We start from the raw sequence: 16,110 nt of genomic DNA, 5'->3' as shown, positions 1-16,110 counted from the left end.
TCTTTTCAATTTCCGTTTTATATTTGCGGCTTAATATATTATTTATAATAAGTCTAAATAAGAACAATGAAAAAAATCAACCTACTTTGCGGTTTGTTAATAGTCATAAATTTAACAAATTTGAACGCACAGCAAGATACCGTTCCGCAACAAATAAATGCGGCACAACGCTTAATATCTACAAATGTTAATAATGGAGTAATCGTCGGTGGTTATGGAGAAATAACTTATAATCAGCCAGAGGGAGATAATGGCGAACTGGATGTTCAACGTTTGGTTTTGTTATTAGGGTATAAATTTAGCGATAAAGTCCAATTTGTTACTGAAATAGAGTTTGAACATGTAAAAGAAGTTTATGTTGAACAAGCTTTTGTAAATTATAACGTGGCGGATAATTTTAATATTCGTGGTGGATTAATGTTGGTGCCAATGGGTATAGTAAACGAATATCATGAACCAACTACATTTAACGGTACCGAAAGACCAGCTGTTGACAATGTGATTGTACCTACTACTTGGCGTGAGATTGGAATTGGTGTAAACGGACGTTTACCAAATTTGAATTTGGGCTATCAAGCTTATGTTTTTAACGGGTTTAAATCGACTAACGACAGTGGTGAAGGTGGAATAAGTGGAATTTTAAATGGTTCTAACGGCTTACGAAGTGGTCGTCAAAAAGGAGCACAATCAACAATGAGCAGCCCAACGTTTGCCTCAAAAATTGATTATTATGGTTTGCCCGGATTGCGTTTGGGCCTATCGGGTTATTTTGGTAAAACCCAGACTGATGACGGGTTAGAATCTCTAGATGGATCAACTATAGGAATAAGTATGTTGGGTGTTGATGCACGTTATACCTATCAACGTTTTTCTGCAAGAGGTCAATTTATCTACGCCTCGTTATCGGATACAGAAGCTTACAATAATACTACAGGAAAAGATTTAGGTAGTGCTTTACAAGGTTGGTATGTAGAAGGGGCATATAATTTATTGCCACAGCATAACAAACAGAAACTGGTAGCTTTTGCGAGATACGAAAATTACAATACACACGCCGATGTGGCTGGAAATTTAGCTATAAATGATGCTTATAACAGAACAGATATTACCACAGGTTTAAGCTATCATATAGCCCCTGGGGTTGTTGTTAAAGGCGATTATCAATTCAGAGACAATGCCTTGTCTGGAGATACAATAAAGGACAGATTAAATTTTGGGATTGGTGTTTGGTTTTAATACATTAATTTTGAACGCAATAAAATAGTAACAGAATGATTTTTTGTAGTAGAGTATTTCTTCTTTTGTGCCTTGCTTCTATCACGGTCAATGCACTACAATTGCCCAAGAATATTCAAAAAAAAGTAGATAAAGAAATACGATCTGCATTTGATATAGAAGAATACACATTGGGAGCCATTGAGGTTTCCAAGGAGGTAAATGCAAAATCGGTTACTAAAATCACCAAAAACAATCTATATAAAATCATTAAAAGCGACACTGTAATCGGATATGCGTTTATTGATAAAGCACCAAGTAAAACCGATCAGTTCGATTATTTGGTGCTTTTTGATAAAGAGCTGATTTTAAAAAAATCAAAAGTATTAATTTACCGTGAAGAATATGGTGGTGAAATTAGCAGTAAACGTTGGCTAAAGCAGTTTGAAGGTAAAAATAGTTCAGAACAACTTAAATATGAAAAAGATATAATAGCAATTTCAGGAGCTACTATCTCTGCAAAATCAATGACGGTTGCCATTAACAATCTGCTCAAAACGGTTGATATTCTTCAAAAAAACAATTGTTTATAATGAAGATCAACGGACTTATACTAACCTTTCCCATAGAGCTAAAATTATTAATTGGTGCGTTTTTGATCGTATTGAGTGTTGGTTTTTATACTGGGTTGTTATTTGTAAATGAAACTTCAACCGTACAACCAAATGGTATAGAAGAAAATTATTTAGGCAATGAAGATGTAGAGGATGCCGAAGTAATGAAATTCAAAAAATCGCCAAAAGAAATGTTATCTATCGTCCATAGCCATATTTTGTCTATGTCATTGATATTCTTTTTGTTGGGACTCATTCTATCCATTACAAAGTTGTCAAAAAAGATAAAATTATTTTTAATGATCGAGCCATTTTTTTCGGTGCTGTTTACCTTTGGCGGATTGTATTTACTGTGGAAAGAAATGTTGTGGATGAAATATGTGGTTATGTTTTCAGGAACATTAATGACATTATCTTTTACGGTTTCCGTCCTTATAATTTTTTCTCAATTGGTTCGGAAACAGAATTAATCTTATAATACTAAAATCAATCTAAATAAAAATCGTAAATTCGCGTGCAATTAATTATTACGTAATTAGATTGCACATGAATACTCAAAATTCAAAGATTGTAGGCGAAGGTTTAACCTATGACGACGTACTATTAGTCCCTGCCTTTTCGGAAGTCTTACCACGCGAAGTTAACATCCAGACAAAATTTACCAGAAATATCACCATTAACATTCCTATTGTATCCGCCGCTATGGATACCGTAACAGAATCGGCTATGGCCATAGCTATGGCTCGTGAAGGAGGTATTGGGGTGCTTCATAAAAACATGTCTATCGAGCAACAAGCTACAAAGGTGCGAAAAGTAAAACGTGCTGAAAGCGGAATGATAATAGACCCAGTTACCCTACCGCTAACCGCAACCGTGGCCGATGCAAAAAATAGTATGAAAGAGCACAGCATTGGTGGAATTCCTATTGTGGACGATAAAGGGTTGCTCAAAGGGATTGTTACCAACAGGGATTTGCGTTTTGAGCATCAAAGCAATAGACCTATCACAGAAGTTATGACTTCTGAGAACTTAATCACCGCTCCCGTCGGCACTTCATTAAAAGATGCCGAAAAAATCCTACAAAAGCATAAAATCGAAAAACTTTTAATAGTAAAAGACGATAAACTAGAAGGCTTAATTACATTTAGGGATATTACAAAAGTAACGCAAAAACCAATTGCCAATAAAGACAACTTTGGGCGATTAAGAGTAGCGGCAGCCATTGGTGTAACACCGGATGCGGTGGATAGAGCAGAGGCGTTGATAAATGCTGGGGTAGATGCCATAGTTATAGATACTGCACATGGCCATACTAAAGGCGTAGTTACTGTGCTAAAAGAAATTAAGAAAAAATTTAAGGAAATAGACATTATAGTTGGGAATATAGCCACGGCAGAAGCCGCTAAATATTTAGTGGAGGCTGGTGCTGATGCCGTTAAAGTAGGCATTGGGCCAGGCTCAATCTGTACTACAAGAGTGGTAGCCGGGGTCGGGTTTCCTCAATTTTCGGCGGTGCTGGATGTTGCCGAGGCTATTAAGGGGAGTGGAGTGCCAGTAATTGCAGATGGAGGAATCCGTTATACGGGAGATATTCCCAAAGCTATTGCAGCTGGTGCTGACACCGTTATGCTGGGCTCATTATTGGCAGGTACAAAAGAGTCGCCAGGAGAGACGATTATTTACGAAGGTAGAAAATTCAAATCTTACAGAGGAATGGGTTCTGTAGAAGCCATGAGACAAGGAAGTAAAGATCGATATTTTCAAGATGTTGAAGATGATATTAAAAAACTGGTTCCGGAAGGCATTGTAGGCCGCGTACCTTACAAAGGTGATTTGTTTGAGAGTATCCATCAATTTATTGGAGGTTTACGGGCAGGTATGGGTTATTGTGGTGCAAAAGATATTGAAACCTTAAAAACTACCGGAAAATTCGTAAAAATTACGGCTTCTGGTATTAATGAAAGTCATCCGCACGATGTAATGATTACCAAGGAGTCTCCAAATTATTCTAGACGATAATCAGTATATTTATCCTCAATAATTTAAAAAATGGGAATTTTAGTATAAAAAAGCAATAAATAACAAAACCTTTTGATGTAAATTATACTTTTATTAAAGAAGGCACGTTATTTTATTGCATTTAATTCCCATTCCGTAGTTTTATGAAAATTTTTCAATTTTCTTAGCTGCGGAATGTTCTTTTATAACGTGCCTAAACTTTCAATATAATTGTTAAAAGGGGTTATTCTAAGTATAATAATTATTTGACAATATACGCTTTTTTTATATAATCTAACTTTGGGAAAGTAGATTTTAAATACGAATTGCCATATTTTTGAATAGAATCTTGCTTTCTTCCAGGGTTTTCTCCATAATCATCATAAAATGTTTTAACCACATCCATTCCATCGGTAACCTTAGCAATTACCGGAAACCCGGTTACATCACTATAAAATATAGAATCAAGCCTTGCATTGTTTTTTAGGTTGATAAATAACTGTGTGCTCCTAGATTTTGGTCCACCTCTGGCAAACGCAATTGTACCTTCTGCATTGCTCTTTTTAACAGGCTCGTCAGGTATTTTATAGCTGTTCCATGCTTTGTTCAGATCAGAGTTATCATGGATACCGAATTGAGCAACAAAATTAGGAACTACCCTGTACAATGCAATATGAGTATAAAAATCAGTAGAAATTAATTGGTATAATCTATCAACAGCTTTGGGAGACCATTCTCGGTGTGCTTCAATATCAAAATTACCTTTTGTAGTCTCAAACCTAGCTTTGAAGACTGCTGGGGCTTCTTTTTTGAGCCATTTTTCTTTAATTATTTTTTTTCCACAAGCACTAGAAACAAGAATCAAGAATATTAAAATTGTATAAAAAAAGGGTTTCATCTACTAAATTTATATTTTAAAAGTCTCCATGCAACTTTTAGTAAAGTTTATATACAAACTTATCAAAAATCTCTTAATAATTAATGATTTAGTGTAGTAGTAATGTTTATTCAGTAGTTTCATTAACAACAACAGCCAATTTATTACCAAACGGGCTAATAGCTATTCTGGTTATACCGTTTAATCCATAAGCGGACAATGAGGCAAATTCGACCCAAGTTTTATCAACTCCGGGTTTTAATTTATACAATTTATCGTCTTTGCCCATAATCATGGTGCCATCTGGTGTCCAAGCTAAATCTTGGGCATCTTCCAAAGGATCGGCTAAGTATACTTTTTCGCTTGTTATAGGGTCAATGGAATAGATTTCAGGATCCTCATGTTCTAAGCTAATAATACTTAATAACTCTGTATTAGGTATTTTTAATATAGATCTACCTATATTTTTATCAATAGGATATTTGATTTTGTATTTTAAGTTAGAAACTTCTAATGAAGAAGGGTCTCCTATTACGAAAGAGGCCAGCATTTTTTTAGATATCCAAACATGGTAGCCAACAGGTAAATTTTCAATGAGTACTTCTTGCTTTTTACCGTTAAATTTGTATTTCCACAAAAGTTGATTGCCATCTTCCTCTAACCTAATGGCTGTAAAATACTTTTTATCAGGCGTTTGAATAGGAGAATATTCACTAGCTTCGGTTTCTGTCAGCCATACATTTACATTATTTTTAATATCGTAGAGTGCAATATCGGTTTGCTCGTTACGGGTTGAGGAGTATAGTACGCCAGAACCATCATTTAAAAATGAAGGTTGATTATCGTAACCTTTATTGTTAGAAATATTTATAGGATTGTCAATTACAATGATACTATCTCCATGAATAAAATCAAATAAATAGATGTCTGTATCGGTTTGACCAAAACCGTAAGTAGCCATCGTAAGTAGTAAACAAAGTATTTTTATTTTCATATATAAAATTATTATCAACTTTATTACTTTTTTTAAAGTAATAAATGATTAATTCTTTAAATAAGTTGTTTAGTTTTGAGATAGGGTTGCAACAAATATAGATATTATTTAAATTGATTTACTATTTCGAAATTGTTATTTTAAATCAGTTTTTAACAATATTTTAGATACTATTACCCAAAGTAACAATAACTCTGCCAAAATAGAACGTAAATTTTACTGTTAAATTTTGCTGTTGTACATTTTATGTCAATTTAATTTTAATGCCACATTATGATGCTAAATTGTTATAACACAAAAAACCGCTTTAATGTTTCCATTAAAACGGTCTAAAGATTGGTTGGTTGATTGCATTTTTATGTTGCTATAATCTAGTTAAAACAACTTTTGGGTCAATACCTTTGCAGGTACTGTTTCTCTAATAACGTCATAATCAGTCAATTTATTTTGAATACTATTAATTAACTTTTCAGAAATGTTTTTTTCATTGTTCCATTTTGTTAAAGATAACCATGTTTTTACATCCTCTAATTTCAATTGATAACGCTTGGAGAACATCTGAATTAATTGTTCGTTTTCCAATGGGTTTTCAAAATATTTCAATTGATTGTTAATTACCTCAATGATAGTCCTAATGGCTTCATTCTGATTCTTTAAAACCTCGTTTCGAACAGCTATTACAAAACAAGGCCATGGGGTTTCAATATTATCAATTCTTCTAAAAGTACCATTGTCAACATAAGGTTTGGTCATAAAGTGTTCCCACATAAAATAATCAGCAGTTCCATTAGTTAAGGCATTAACTCCACCTTGCAAATTTTTAACTAGCACATATTCTAATTGTTCAATATCAAAACCTTGTTCCACTGCATTTACTTTTGCCATAAGTTGAGATCCTGAGCCATATCTACTAATGGCAATTTTTGCATTTTCAAGTTCCGAAACTGAATTAAATTCTGAACTTTTTGCCACATGAATTCCCCACAACAATGCAGAATCAACATATACTTTAACAATTTTACTTGGGTTGCCAGCTATTATATCTTTAATAATACCTTCGGTTAAAATAACGGCAGCATCAATACTACCATCGCGTAATGCGGAACACATGGCACCGGTACCACCAGGAAATTCTTTCCATTGCAGGTCAACATTCTTATCTTTAAACTTATTGTTTTCTATGGCGAAATGCCAAGGTAAATTAAAGTGTTCTGGCACACCTCCAATGGTTATTTTGTTCATGATTTTACTAACTTATTTAGGGTATAGGTAATTAATTTTTCAATTACTTGTTGTGGATTTTCACTAAAAGTACCACTTGCTCTGTTGGCAATAATAGCGTTCATTGATAGGGCTTCATGACCCAATAATTTTGCTAAACCATAAATTGCTGAAGTCTCCATTTCTAGATTGGTAATTTTTTCACCTTTATAGTTAAAGCTATCAATTTTAGAGTTTAAAACAGGGTCTTGTAACGCTAAGCGTAAAACCCTACCTTGTGGTCCATAGAAACCATTAGCCGTTGCAGTAATTCCCTTAAATATTTCACTATCAGAAATTTTTTGTTCTAAAATTGAACTTGCTTTAACCGCATAAGGTCTTGCTTTTTTGATGCTCCAATCCGTGTGTTTTATAAAAGCATCTTCAATTTCTTTTTCTAAAATACGCTCACAATCATAAGCACGTAAAGTGCCATCCATACCTAAGCCATAAGATGATAATACAAAGCTATTTACTGGAATATTATTTTGCAAAGAGCCAGAAGTACCGATACGTACGATGGAAAGCTCTGTATGTTCTAATTTTACAGTTTTTGTATCTAAATTAATATTTACCAATGCGTCAAGTTCATTTAGTACAATATCAATATTGTCAGGGCCAATGCCTGTTGAAATTACGGAAAGCTTTTTACCTTTATATATACCCGTTACCGTTTTAAATTCCCTTTTTTGAGTTTGAAAAAGAATGTTATCGAAATGTTTAGCAACAGTTGCAACCCTATCTTGATCGCCAACAAAAATAATGGTATCAGCAATATTTTCGGGTTTTAAGTTTAGGTGATATATGCTACCATCTTTATTTAAAATAAGTTCAGAAGGGAGGATGGGTTGCATAGTTTTTCTGTTTAGCTTCGCTGATTATTTTCTCTAGTTCGTATTTGTTAGTAATATTTTGCTCCAAAAGATCAAACAAAAACCTACTCATTTCAATAGTTGTGGTTTTTCTGTTAAAAAATTGAAGGATTTATGAGTTTCCTCCTTTGAGGGGAGGGTTAGGGAGGGGCTTTACCCTCCTACACGTTTAACCGCAAAGCCCTTGTCCTTTAACATTTCCATGATTTTATCTCTAAAGTCACCTTGAATAATAATTTTATCATCTTTATAACTGCCACCAACGCTAAGTTTTGTTTTAATTTCCTTAGCGAGCTTTTTAAAATCGGAAGATGCTCCAGTGTAACCTTCTAAAATAGTAATGGGTTTGCCTTTGCGTTTTTCATATTTGCAGATAATAGGATCGTCTTGCAACCAAATATCGCTTTTCTCTTTTGGATTTTCTTCCTTTTCGGGTTTATGATCTGGGAATAAATTTTTTAACTGATCCTGTAAATCCATCTTCTAGATATAAGATTTTAGATTATTTTTTTATCAATCCTAACTCAATCAAACGTTCGTTTAAAAAGTCACCTGCGGTAATACCTCCATATAATTTGGGATGTTCTTCATCAATACAATTTTCTAGGCAATTTAAAGGCATTTCACTAATGGGGTGCATAAAAAACGGAATTGAATAACGTGAAGTGCCCCATTTTTCCCTAGGTGGATTTACCACTCTATGGATGGTGGATTTTAATCTATTATTTGAATGACGCGACAACATATCACCAACATTTATTACCAATTCATCAGGTTGGGCAATGGCATCTAACCAATCCCCCTTATGGTTTTGCACTTGTAAACCTTTGCCTTGGGCTCCCATTAACAACGTTATTAAATTTATATCACCGTGTGCTGCAGCCCTGACAGCATTTTTTGGTTCGCTGGTAATTGGTGGGTAATGAATAGGCCTTAATATGCTATTTCCATTTTTTACATAATTGTCAAAATAATACTCATCTAAATCTAAAAATAGAGCCAAAGCCCGTAAAACAAAAACCCCAGTTTTTTCGAGCATTTTGTAGGTTTCTTTACCCACTTTATTGAATTCGGGTAATTCGGTAACGGTAACATTATCAGGATATTCCTCTTTTAATTTGGGGTTATCTTCTACATATTGACCAAAATGCCAAAATTCTTTTAAATCGCCCTCTTTTTTTCCTTTTGCACTTTCTTTACCAAACGAAACATAACCACGTTGCCCACCAATGCCTTCTATTTCATATTTTCGCTTGGTTTCGGTAGGCAATGCAAAAAACTTCTTAATTTCATTATATAAATTATCAACCAAATTATCGCTTAAAAAATGCCCTTTTAAAGCAACAAAACCAATATCTTCATAAGCTTTACCAATTTCTTTGACGAATTTTTGTTTTCTTTTAGGATCATCCGATAAGAAATCGGATAAATCTACACTTGGAATATTTTGCATGATGTGTTTTTTAGAGAAGTAAATTTAAAGAAATTATTTAACTTGGTTTTATAAATTATACTTTTAAAGTTTCACGCAATCGCCATCGCTATCAGGAAAAGAATTTGATGCTGTATTCTAAAAAAAAACTAGAGTTTTTAATATGGATATTATCATAGATGCCTCTCCCTGCCCGTCCGGCAGGCGGGCTTTGGGGAGGTCGCAATTGCCATTTGGCAATTACGGGTGGGGCTTATTTCGCCTTTTTATACAGCGGAATTAAATAAGAAAGTGTGTAATTGAAACCGAAACCCGAATTATTTAAAAAGACCCTGTTAAAACCAGGAACAAATAAATTTTTAAAATTATCTGGTTGTTTTGAGCTGATTACTTTTTTACCGCTAAAGCTAAACCCTAAATATAAATTATTGAAAAGCTCTGCTTTTACGCCCAATATTATTTCTCCCCAATGGGCATTTAGGCCATCGAATTTTTGTCCGTTTTCAACAGTTCTTAAATCGTCATAAAAGACATCGTTATTTATGGTAAATGTGTTTAAAGTTTGACTAAAAGTACTGAATCCGTAACGAAACCCAACATAGATCATGTTCTCCATATCCAGCCAATTTTCATAGGCATTATAGTCAACGCCTAATTTAATATAGGAGCCGTTGGTAGTAAAATTGATAAAATCTTCGTCGGTTGTATTTTCCATATAACCCAATTCGGCTGCAGCAAAATATTTTTTGGTAATACGGTAATCACCAACAATTTCTAATCCTTTTCTTGTATTATCGAATGCTGTATGAATTGGATTGTATAAATCTAAACCGACCCGTAAACCATATTTATTCAAATAAATAGTGTCTTTTTGGTCTGAACCGATACCTTGTGTAAAAGCATAAGCAAAACAGAATAAAAATAATATGTTAATGTAATATCGTAACATGTGCTTTGGTTTCATTTTCAATTTCGGACTGTTCCACAACCAAACTTTTTATCCATCTTTCGCTATCATTAAAATCTCTATTAATGCTTACGTTTTTAAAAATAGACTTATACCCACAAGACCTACCTACAAATATATTTTCGGTCTCATAATTTACTTGTATTGTGTCTTGATTTATCAGGTCACTATTTTTACTATCAGAAGTGAGTACAATTGTAGTTTGCAATGCATAAATATTTAAAGGAATGCCAATGGAATCAGTACCAACGGTATCTAAACTTTTGTTCGTAATGTCCACATTTATTATTTCAATGGCCAAATTATTTACTGATTTTGAAGATTCATCATCCTCAAAATCATAAAAAGCAATTATTAACTTTGGCGTAATAGGGTCAATACAAATTTCATCACGTTCGCAACTTGACATCACAAAAATTGTGGTCAAAAATACGAGTAGAAATGGTTTGACTTTTCTCATTTAAATAAATTTTAACTAACCTTATCTATTTGACTTATTTATATAGATTGGATATCACCATGAATAGTTAAATACCCATTATTGCTTAGTTTTTAAACATGCTTTAATAAATGCCACAAATAGCGGGTGCGGATTTAGCACAGTACTTTTATATTCTGGATGGTATTGTACACCCACAAAATAAGGATGTTTTGGTATTTCTATGGTCTCAACCAAATTTGTTTTGGGGTTAATTCCAGAAATTACCATACCAGCTTTAGTGGCTTTCTCCAAATAATCATTGTTAAATTCGTAACGATGTCTGTGTCGTTCACTTATCATTTCAGTTTGATAGGCTTCATAAACTTTAGTGCCTTTTTCTAATTTACAATCCCATGCTCCTAAACGCATGGTCCCGCCCATATTGGAAATATTTTTCTGCTCTTCCATTAAATTAATAACCGGATGGGGAGTTTTTTTATCCATTTCGGTAGAATTCGCGTTTTCCAATCCTAATACATTTCTGGCAAACTCAATAACCGCCATTTGCATACCTAAACAAATACCTAAAAAAGGTATATTATTTTCTCTAATATATTGTATTGCTTTTATTTTACCTTCTACACCTCTAAGCCCAAAGCCCGGTGCTACCAAAATACCATCTAACCCTTTTAATTTTTTAGCTGCATTTTCTGTGGTAAGACTTTCGGAGTGGATCCAATGTAAGTTCACATTAATTTCTTGCGAAGAACCCGCATGGATAAAAGCTTCTGATATTGATTTATAAGCATCTTGCAGCTCAACATATTTACCAACCAAGCCAATTTCTACGGTATGTTTAGGATTTTTATGTTTGCGTAAAAAATCGTTCCATTGTTCCAAATTCGGTTTTGGATCCGTGGGTAATTTCAATTTTTTAAGTACTACTTCGTCCAAACCTTCGTCGTACATTAAATTTGGTACATCATAGATAGTATTTACGTCGATAGATTCAATTACATCTTCTTGCTGTACGTTACAAAAAAGGGCTAATTTTCTTTTAATATCATCACCAATAGGATGCTCTGTTCTACATACCAAAACGTCGGGATTTACACCACTCTGCATTAACATTTTTACCGAATGTTGTGTGGGTTTAGTTTTTAATTCACCCGCCGCCGCCAAATAGGGGACTAATGTTAAATGGATAACAACCGCATTTTCCCTCCCTAATTCCCATTCTAATTGACGAACAGCCTCAACGTAAGGTAAAGACTCAATATCACCAACGGTACCACCAATTTCGGTAAGGATGATGTCATAATCTCCAGTATTTCCTAAAAGACGGATTCTTCTTTTAATTTCATCAGTGATGTGTGGAATTACCTGAACCGTTTTTCCTAAAAAGTCGCCTCTACGCTCTTTATCGATAACCGATTGGTAAATTCTACCTGTAGTAACGTTATTGGCTTGTGAAGTTGGAATGTTCAAAAACCTTTCGTAATGCCCTAAATCTAAATCGGTTTCTGCACCATCATTGGTTACATAACATTCCCCATGTTCATAGGGATTTAGTGTGCCAGGATCAATATTAATATAGGGATCTAATTTCTGAATGGTTACCGAGTAGCCCCGAACTTGTAATAATTTGGCTAAAGATGCGGCAATTATACCTTTGCCAAGGGATGAAGTTACGCCTCCGGTTACGAAAATATATTTGGTATTCTTCATGTACTATTTGGTTTGGTCAAAAGTACAAACTCTTAATGTAATGGCAAATGTTTTTTTGAAAGGAAAATAGAAAAAGAAAATAGAGCCTAGAACATAGAGCCTAGAACATGGGTCTTAAACCTTAAACTTGGAACTTTGAACACGGAACAGAAAAACCTTTACCTCCCATCTTGCAAAGCAAAAACCCTTTTCAATACATCTGTAGTTCGCGAAGATACTTTGGTCCTGATTTCTTTTTCTTCTACTGCAATCATAGTATAAACACCCTGCAAAGCTTCTGTAGTGACATAATCGGTTAAATCGGGATTTACCTTTTTTACAAAAGGAATAGCATTATATTTGTTAATAAGGTTGGCCCAAATTTGATCTGCTCCGACTTTAGCAAAAGAGTTTTTTATAACCGGTTCAAATTTAGTATATAAAGCATCGGAAGTTCCAGATTTTAAAAATTCAGTAGCAGCGGTATCATCACCCAATAAAATGTTTTTGGCATCGGTAAACGTAATTCCCTTTACTGCATCTACAAAAATTGGTGTGGCCTCGCTAACAGCATCTTCTGCTGCCCTATTGAGGATTTTTATGCCTTCTTCGGCTAATTTGGTTAGACCGATATCTCGTAAAGCTTGGTCAACTTTTTGGAGTTCATCTGGTAACCCTATTTTAACCAAATCGTTTTTATAAAAACCATCTTCCATGGTTAATTTTTTTACCTGTTGGTCAATACCTTTATCCAATGCTTGTCTAAGACCGGTTGCAATATCGGCATTGCTTAAGGTACCATTTGGTAGTTGATTTACAACCTGGTTTAATTCAGCACAAGAATTAAAAGTTATAAGAATAACTAAAAAAATAGATTTATAATTAAGTTTAGACATAATTTTTTATAATGAATTTCGTGCAAACTTATTCATTTTTGAATTGGAAAGCTGAAATTACCGGCAAAACTTTATTGTCAAAATCGAATACTGCCTGATTTTCCCATGGCGAACCATCTGTAGCGTCTTTTCCGTTAAAAGCGACGAGTTCTCCGCCCCAATAACAAAAACCCTTACCTTTTTCGGTCAAAGTAATCAATTCTTTTATTTTGGTAATAAAATCTTTTTGTCCTTGTTGCGTTGCGGGGTATTGTGGTAAAATTTGTTCTTCCAAACCGACAATATTGTTGGTCCAGTCGTTCCAATCTAACGTAAAAGGGTAAGCAGTTTCAGCAATTAATATTTCTTTTTGATGTTTTTCACTTAACAGTGAGAGTTTGTTTTTGAGCACTGTCAAATCCTTACCGTGCCAAATAGGATAATAAGATAATCCGATATAATCGTAATCAATAGTATTTACTTGATCAAAAAACCAATCAGCATTATTAATACCTGCAAAGTGGATCATGATTTTAGTGTTTTCATTGTCATCTCTCACCGCTTTAACACCAGTACTTAAAATTTCTAAAAATTGATTTTTATTGGAATTTATATCGCCGTAGGGCAGTAGTAAACCAGGATTTATTTCATTTCCGATTTGAATTATGTCTGGTTTTATTTCAGACATTATTTTTTTGGTATAATTGTAAACACTATCCTTTAAAGCGGTAAAGGGAATTTGTTGCCAATCTTTTGGTGGGTCTTGTTTACCAGGATCGGCCCAAGTATCAGAATAATGAACGGTAAGCCAAACTTTTAACCCTAAATTTTGTAGTTGTTTTGAGAAAGATTTTACTTCATTGAAACCAGAATTTTCAGTTTCAGGACGATTCCAAATTCTTAATCTAACGGTATTTACACCATTTTTTTTAAGAATGGAAACCATATCCTCTGCTTTACCTTCCTTATTATAAAAAGCAATATTTTTTTTCTCAATTTCGGGTAATGACGAAAGGTCAACCGCACTAATATATTCTTTTGCAGAAGGTTCAATTATTTCTTTAGGGGAATTATTTGAACAAGAAAGAAAAAATAAAAAAGAAATAATTATTATATGCTTCATTCCTTCTTTTGAAATAAGTTGTTCATATGGTTTAGACTTGCACTTACATCAAAATACAGACCTTCAATACCATCTTCGTTTTCCGCCAAGGTTAAATAATCGTAATGGTCAATAAGACTTTGTTTTCCACCAAATTCATAGCCTAAAAGGCTTAACAAACTATATTCGTGCGTTGGGCTTATAACGAAAAAAGCGGTTTCTTTAGAAAGACCATCACCAGAGCTAAGCATGGCATCGGTAATAATTCTCATTTTTGTATAATCTTTTAAAAGACTTATAGAATCCTTCATTTGTTTTTCGGCATAGAGCTTATAATTAATAGCTTTTAGACTAAATGGATTGTACTTTAATAAAGAATCAGAATATTGTACGATTTTTTTTAGATCGTTTGCACCATAATTTTTCTTTTTTAAGGTAATCCTTAAACTGTCGGTATAGTCTGACCGAGTGTAAGGGGAATAACTTTCTTGATGGATAAAACCATAATACAAATGCCTTTTCTCGTCCAAGGTCATTGTAGTATCGGCATTATTGAACTTTTCAACTAGCTTAGGATAATAAAGGTTTGAGGCTTTTTGAACTATTTTCTTTTTAATAAGATCGTAATCGGGTTTCTTAATAGTTGTATTTTGAGCAAAACCCACTGTTACAAAAAGCAACAGAATACACGGCAAAATTTTTTTCATAACATATTAAAATAACTCCTACTTATTACGAATCTACAATATTTTCAAGAGAATAACGAAAATTTTAAAATATTATTGAATTTTAGACTAGATTTGGGCTTTAAAATAAGAATACGTTAATGCAGCAAATTACAAATACCATTTTAATGGTTCGTCCCATAAAATTCAGGATGAACGAACAGACTGCGGTAAATAATTATTTTCAAGAAGATCTTGACATCAAGAACAGTGAAATCAATAAAAAAGCCCAACTAGAATTCGATACTTTTGTAAATAAATTAAGAGCTGTCGGGTTACATATTATTGTTGTTCAAGACATTGAAAACCAAGATACTCCAGATTCTATATTCCCAAATAATTGGGTTTCTTTTCATGAAAATGGTGATGTTGCTATATATCCGATGTTTGCCGAAAATAGGCGACCTGAACGTAGGGAAGATATTTTTGACACCATTGAAAATGAAGGTTACATTATAAATAATATAGTAGATTATACTTCTGCCGAAGAAGACAATATCTTTTTAGAAGGTACCGGAAGTTTGGCTTTAGATAGGCAACACAGAAAAGCATATTGTGCATTATCTCCTAGGGCAGATGAGCAGTTGATTATTGAATTCTGCGAAGATTTTGAATATACTCCGGTAATTTTCACAGCGTACCAGTCAGTTAACGAAGAGCGATTGCCCATTTATCATACTAATGTTATGATGTGCTTGGCTGAAACTTTTGCCATTATTTGTTTGGACTGTATTGATGATAAAAAAGAAAGAAAAAACGTACTGAAACATTTAAAAGAAGATGGTTTGGAAGTCATTGCAATAACCGAAGAGCAAGTTGCCAGTTTTGCGGGTAATATGTTACAAGTTAAAGGTAAAGACGAAAATAGGTATTTAGTGATGAGCGAAGCTGCTCATAAATCTTTAACAAAAGATCAAATAAATAAAATCAATAGACACTGCGAAATATTATCAAGCCCAATTGACACAATTGAAACTTGTGGCGGTGGAAGTGCTAGATGTATGATGGCAGAGGTCTTCTTGCCAAAGAAAATTGAATAACAATTAACGTC

At 33.7% G+C, this 16,110-nt stretch carries 17 protein-coding genes; 5 read left to right on the top strand and 12 right to left on the bottom strand.

The genetic code is table 11. The features are described 5' to 3' along the window. Nucleotides 1-66 precede the first annotated feature (66 nt). The 4 genes from UMM65_RS15160 (at nt 67) to guaB (ending at nt 3,848) form a co-directional block, all read left to right on the top strand. Entirely contained in the window at nt 67-1,236 is a 1,170-nt protein-coding gene (locus UMM65_RS15160) for a porin (RefSeq protein ID WP_321977757.1), read from the top strand. A gap of 35 nt (nt 1,237-1,271) precedes the next feature. Beyond that, on the top strand, nt 1,272-1,808 hold the full coding sequence (locus tag UMM65_RS15155; protein ID WP_321977755.1) for an FMN-binding protein: 537 nt from the start codon (nt 1,272-1,274) through the stop codon (nt 1,806-1,808). After that, nucleotides 1,808-2,299, top strand: coding sequence for a hypothetical protein (locus UMM65_RS15150; RefSeq protein ID WP_321977753.1), 492 nt, complete (start codon nt 1,808-1,810; stop codon nt 2,297-2,299). Before UMM65_RS15155 ends, UMM65_RS15150 begins: the two co-directional genes overlap by 1 nt. A 76-nt stretch (nt 2,300-2,375) precedes the next feature. Further along, a complete protein-coding gene (gene guaB / locus UMM65_RS15145; protein ID WP_321977751.1) occupies nt 2,376-3,848 on the top strand; it encodes an IMP dehydrogenase in 1,473 nt (490 codons plus the stop codon). Between the two features lie 241 nt (nt 3,849-4,089). Here guaB and UMM65_RS15140 read toward each other — a convergent pair whose 3' ends face one another. The 12 genes from UMM65_RS15140 to UMM65_RS15085 all read right to left on the bottom strand — a co-directional run bounded on the left by UMM65_RS15140 (nt 4,090) and on the right by UMM65_RS15085 (nt 15,041). Then, entirely contained in the window at nt 4,090-4,725 is a 636-nt protein-coding gene (locus UMM65_RS15140; RefSeq protein ID WP_321977750.1) for a peptidylprolyl isomerase, read from the bottom strand. 106 nt (nt 4,726-4,831) lie between these two features. After that, nucleotides 4,832-5,698, bottom strand: a complete 867-nt coding sequence (locus tag UMM65_RS15135; RefSeq protein ID WP_321977749.1) for a TolB family protein — start codon at nt 5,696-5,698, stop codon at nt 4,832-4,834. 375 nt (nt 5,699-6,073) lie between these two features. Beyond that, a complete protein-coding gene (locus tag UMM65_RS15130) occupies nt 6,074-6,940 on the bottom strand; it encodes a substrate-binding domain-containing protein (RefSeq protein ID WP_321977748.1) in 867 nt (288 codons plus the stop codon). Next, nucleotides 6,937-7,812: a nucleoside phosphorylase gene (locus UMM65_RS15125; RefSeq protein WP_321977747.1), complete on the bottom strand. Its 876-nt coding sequence runs from the start codon at nt 7,810-7,812 to the stop codon at nt 6,937-6,939. The genes UMM65_RS15130 and UMM65_RS15125 overlap by 4 nt, the downstream gene beginning before the upstream one ends. Nucleotides 7,813-7,983: 171 nt before the next feature. Further along, the gene (locus UMM65_RS15120) at nt 7,984-8,310 is read right to left on the bottom strand and encodes a translation initiation factor (protein WP_321977746.1); all 327 of its coding nucleotides are present in this window, start codon (nt 8,308-8,310) and stop codon (nt 7,984-7,986) included. A gap of 22 nt (nt 8,311-8,332) precedes the next feature. Then, nucleotides 8,333-9,283: an isopenicillin N synthase family dioxygenase gene (locus tag UMM65_RS15115; RefSeq protein WP_321977745.1), complete on the bottom strand. Its 951-nt coding sequence runs from the start codon at nt 9,281-9,283 to the stop codon at nt 8,333-8,335. A 232-nt stretch (nt 9,284-9,515) separates the two neighbouring features. Further along, nucleotides 9,516-10,211 (bottom strand): DUF6048 family protein, encoded by a 696-nt coding sequence (locus UMM65_RS15110; RefSeq protein ID WP_321977743.1) that lies wholly within the window; start codon nt 10,209-10,211, stop codon nt 9,516-9,518. Beyond that, the gene (locus UMM65_RS15105; protein ID WP_321977741.1) at nt 10,192-10,689 is read right to left on the bottom strand and encodes a DUF6452 family protein; all 498 of its coding nucleotides are present in this window, start codon (nt 10,687-10,689) and stop codon (nt 10,192-10,194) included. The genes UMM65_RS15110 and UMM65_RS15105 overlap by 20 nt, the downstream gene beginning before the upstream one ends. A gap of 78 nt (nt 10,690-10,767) precedes the next feature. Further along, nucleotides 10,768-12,378 carry a CTP synthase gene (locus tag UMM65_RS15100; RefSeq protein WP_321977740.1) on the bottom strand — a complete coding sequence of 537 codons (1,611 nt, stop codon included), beginning with the start codon at nt 12,376-12,378 and terminating at the stop codon, nt 10,768-10,770. A gap of 158 nt (nt 12,379-12,536) precedes the next feature. After that, a complete protein-coding gene (locus UMM65_RS15095) occupies nt 12,537-13,253 on the bottom strand; it encodes a DUF4197 domain-containing protein (RefSeq protein WP_321977738.1) in 717 nt (238 codons plus the stop codon). Between the two features lie 28 nt (nt 13,254-13,281). Next, nucleotides 13,282-14,355: a glycoside hydrolase family 53 protein gene (locus tag UMM65_RS15090; protein ID WP_321977736.1), complete on the bottom strand. Its 1,074-nt coding sequence runs from the start codon at nt 14,353-14,355 to the stop codon at nt 13,282-13,284. Then, nucleotides 14,352-15,041: a DUF4919 domain-containing protein gene (locus tag UMM65_RS15085; RefSeq protein ID WP_321977735.1), complete on the bottom strand. Its 690-nt coding sequence runs from the start codon at nt 15,039-15,041 to the stop codon at nt 14,352-14,354. The genes UMM65_RS15090 and UMM65_RS15085 overlap by 4 nt, the downstream gene beginning before the upstream one ends. Nucleotides 15,042-15,160: 119 nt before the next feature. Between UMM65_RS15085 and ctlX the strand changes: the two genes are divergently transcribed. Then, entirely contained in the window at nt 15,161-16,099 is a 939-nt protein-coding gene (gene ctlX / locus UMM65_RS15080) for a citrulline utilization hydrolase CtlX (protein WP_321977734.1), read from the top strand. The last annotated feature ends 11 nt before the right edge of the window (nt 16,100-16,110 follow it).

The organism is Aureibaculum koreense (genome assembly GCF_034296135.1).
Lineage (GTDB): Bacteria > Bacteroidota > Bacteroidia > Flavobacteriales > Flavobacteriaceae > Aureibaculum.
Note: the sequence above shows the minus strand (reverse complement) of the source record. Positions and strands in the feature narration are given on the sequence as shown.

Coding starts and splice junctions, on each gene's coding strand:
- UMM65_RS15160 (WP_321977757.1), top strand. CDS start 67: ATGAAAAAAATCAACCTACTTTGCGGTTTGTTAATAGTCATAAATTTA.
- UMM65_RS15155 (WP_321977755.1), top strand. CDS start 1,272: ATGATTTTTTGTAGTAGAGTATTTCTTCTTTTGTGCCTTGCTTCTATC.
- UMM65_RS15150 (WP_321977753.1), top strand. CDS start 1,808: ATGAAGATCAACGGACTTATACTAACCTTTCCCATAGAGCTAAAATTA.
- guaB (WP_321977751.1), top strand. CDS start 2,376: ATGAATACTCAAAATTCAAAGATTGTAGGCGAAGGTTTAACCTATGAC.
- UMM65_RS15140 (WP_321977750.1), bottom strand. CDS start 4,725: ATGAAACCCTTTTTTTATACAATTTTAATATTCTTGATTCTTGTTTCT.
- UMM65_RS15135 (WP_321977749.1), bottom strand. CDS start 5,698: ATGAAAATAAAAATACTTTGTTTACTACTTACGATGGCTACTTACGGT.
- UMM65_RS15130 (WP_321977748.1), bottom strand. CDS start 6,940: ATGAACAAAATAACCATTGGAGGTGTGCCAGAACACTTTAATTTACCT.
- UMM65_RS15125 (WP_321977747.1), bottom strand. CDS start 7,812: ATGCAACCCATCCTCCCTTCTGAACTTATTTTAAATAAAGATGGTAGC.
- UMM65_RS15120 (WP_321977746.1), bottom strand. CDS start 8,310: ATGGATTTACAGGATCAGTTAAAAAATTTATTCCCAGATCATAAACCC.
- UMM65_RS15115 (WP_321977745.1), bottom strand. CDS start 9,283: ATGCAAAATATTCCAAGTGTAGATTTATCCGATTTCTTATCGGATGAT.
- UMM65_RS15110 (WP_321977743.1), bottom strand. CDS start 10,211: ATGTTACGATATTACATTAACATATTATTTTTATTCTGTTTTGCTTAT.
- UMM65_RS15105 (WP_321977741.1), bottom strand. CDS start 10,689: ATGAGAAAAGTCAAACCATTTCTACTCGTATTTTTGACCACAATTTTT.
- UMM65_RS15100 (WP_321977740.1), bottom strand. CDS start 12,378: ATGAAGAATACCAAATATATTTTCGTAACCGGAGGCGTAACTTCATCC.
- UMM65_RS15095 (WP_321977738.1), bottom strand. CDS start 13,253: ATGTCTAAACTTAATTATAAATCTATTTTTTTAGTTATTCTTATAACT.
- UMM65_RS15090 (WP_321977736.1), bottom strand. CDS start 14,355: ATGAAGCATATAATAATTATTTCTTTTTTATTTTTTCTTTCTTGTTCA.
- UMM65_RS15085 (WP_321977735.1), bottom strand. CDS start 15,041: ATGAAAAAAATTTTGCCGTGTATTCTGTTGCTTTTTGTAACAGTGGGT.
- ctlX (WP_321977734.1), top strand. CDS start 15,161: ATGCAGCAAATTACAAATACCATTTTAATGGTTCGTCCCATAAAATTC.